At 77.6% G+C, this 1878-nt stretch carries 2 protein-coding genes; both read left to right on the top strand.

The annotated features are described in order from the left end of the window. The first annotated feature begins 187 nt into the window (after nt 1–187). On the top strand, nt 188–1354 hold the full coding sequence (locus G9H72_RS23290; RefSeq protein ID WP_166174731.1) for a sensor histidine kinase: 1167 nt from the start codon (nt 188–190) through the stop codon (nt 1352–1354). Then, on the top strand, nt 1351–1878 hold a 528-nt coding region (locus tag G9H72_RS20655), incomplete at its 3' end, for a response regulator transcription factor (RefSeq protein ID WP_331272476.1). The genes G9H72_RS23290 and G9H72_RS20655, both read left to right, overlap by 4 nt.

Here is a 1878-nt window from a genome sequence, read left to right as displayed (position 1 = left end):
GCTCGAGTCCGGCGCCGACCCGCAGGAGCAGGCCCCCCTCGGGGACTCCGGCATCGGCATCGGCCTGGACCCCGCCTCGGCGTCCAGCTTCGAGCCGGAGGAGGACGCGGGGGAGCCGGGGGCGTAGCGACCGGCCTCCCTCGCGCGGGGGAGGCGGCCAAGACCGTCGGGATGCCACGATCTCGGGGTGAGCCCCCAGGCGCCCCGACGCGAGCTGCTCGCCGACGTCGGCGTCGCCGTCGTGGCCCTGGTGCTGCTGCTGCAGCCGGCCCTGCACAACCCCGACTGCGACTGCGACAGCTACCCCTGGTGGGGCTATGCGCTGGCGATCGGCAGCGCCCTCCCGCTCGTGTGGCGCCGGCGCTTCCCGTTCGTCACGTCCGGCCTCACCGGCGCTTTCTCCCTCGCGGTGGGCCTCTCGAGCCTGCCCGACCCGCCCGTGCAGGCGGCGGGGCTCGTCGGGCTCTACACCGCCGCGGCGTACGCCTCCCGGCGCCTGTCCGTCACCGCGGGAGCGATCGCGACGACCGCGATCGGGGTGGCGGTCCTCCTCGACTCCAGCGCGGACGCGCAGGACGTCCTGGTGAACTACCTGCTCTTCTCGAGCGCCTGGCTGCTCGGGGACAGCGCCCGAGGCCGCCGGGAGCGGGCGGACCGGCTGGAGGAGCGCGCCGCGCAGCTGGAGCGGGCACGCGCTGCCGAGGCCGCCGCCGCCGTGACCGCGGAGCGCAACCGCATCGCCCGCGAGCTGCACGACGTCGTGGCCCACCACGTCTCGCTGATGGTCGTGCAGGCGGAGGCGGGGCCCGTCGTCGTGGACCGGGACCCGGCCCGGGCGGCCGCGGCCTTCGACTCGATCAGCGCCACGGGCAAGGCCGCGCTCACCGAGATGCGCCGCCTGCTCGGCGTCCTGCGCAGCGACGACGGCCCGGCCGCGCCACTGGCGCCGCAGCCCGGCCTGGACCGGGTCGGCGAGCTCCTGGAGCGGGCGCGCGGCGCGGGGCTCGACGTCCGGCTCGAGGTGGTGGGGGACGTTCGCCCGCTGCCCCCCGCGGTCGAGCTGTCGGCCTACCGGCTCGTGCAGGAGGCGCTGACCAACGCCGTCCGCCACGCCGGGCCGACCCGCGCGGTGGTCCGGGTCGCGTACGCGCCGGCGGCGCTGGGGCTCGAGGTGACCGACGCGGGCCCGGGGCGCGAGGTGCCCGCACCCCGCGGGGGCGCGGGGCTCGGGCTGGTCGCGATGCGTGAGCGGGTCGCCGTCGTCGGCGGCACCCTGGTGGCGGGGCCGCGGGACGGGGGCGGCTGGGCCGTACGGGCGGAGCTGCCGCTCGCCGACGTGCGTGGGGCGACGTGATCCGCGTCGTGCTGGCCGACGACCAGGGGCTGGTGCGGGCCGGGTTCGGGATGATCCTGGAGGCGCAGGAGGACATCGAGGTCGTCGGGGAGGCCGCCGACGGCGCGGCCGCCGCGGCGCTGGCCCGGGCCACCGCCCCCGACGTCGTGCTCATGGACATCCGGATGCCCGGCACCGACGGCATCGCCGCGACGCGCGAGATCGCGGCCACCGCCCCCGGGGTGAAGGTGCTCGTGCTGACGACGTTCGACCTCGACGACTACGTGTACGACGCGCTCAGCGCCGGCGCCAGCGGCTTCCTCCTCAAGGACGTCGGGCGCGACGAGCTCGTCGCCGCCGTGCGCGTGGTCGCCGCCGGGGAGGCGTTGCTCGCCCCGACCGTGACCCGCCGGCTGCTGGCGGACTTCGTGCGCAGCAGGCCCGTGCCGCCGGTCACGCCTCCGGGCGCGGAGGCGCTCACGGCGCGGGAGCGGGACGCGCTCGAGCTGCTCGCCCGCGGCCTGTCGAACGCGGAGATGGCACGC

The sequence above is a fragment of the Motilibacter aurantiacus genome, from assembly GCF_011250645.1.
Lineage (GTDB): Bacteria > Actinomycetota > Actinomycetes > Motilibacterales > Motilibacteraceae > Motilibacter_A > Motilibacter_A aurantiacus.
Note: the sequence above shows the minus strand (reverse complement) of the source record. Positions and strands in the feature narration are given on the sequence as shown.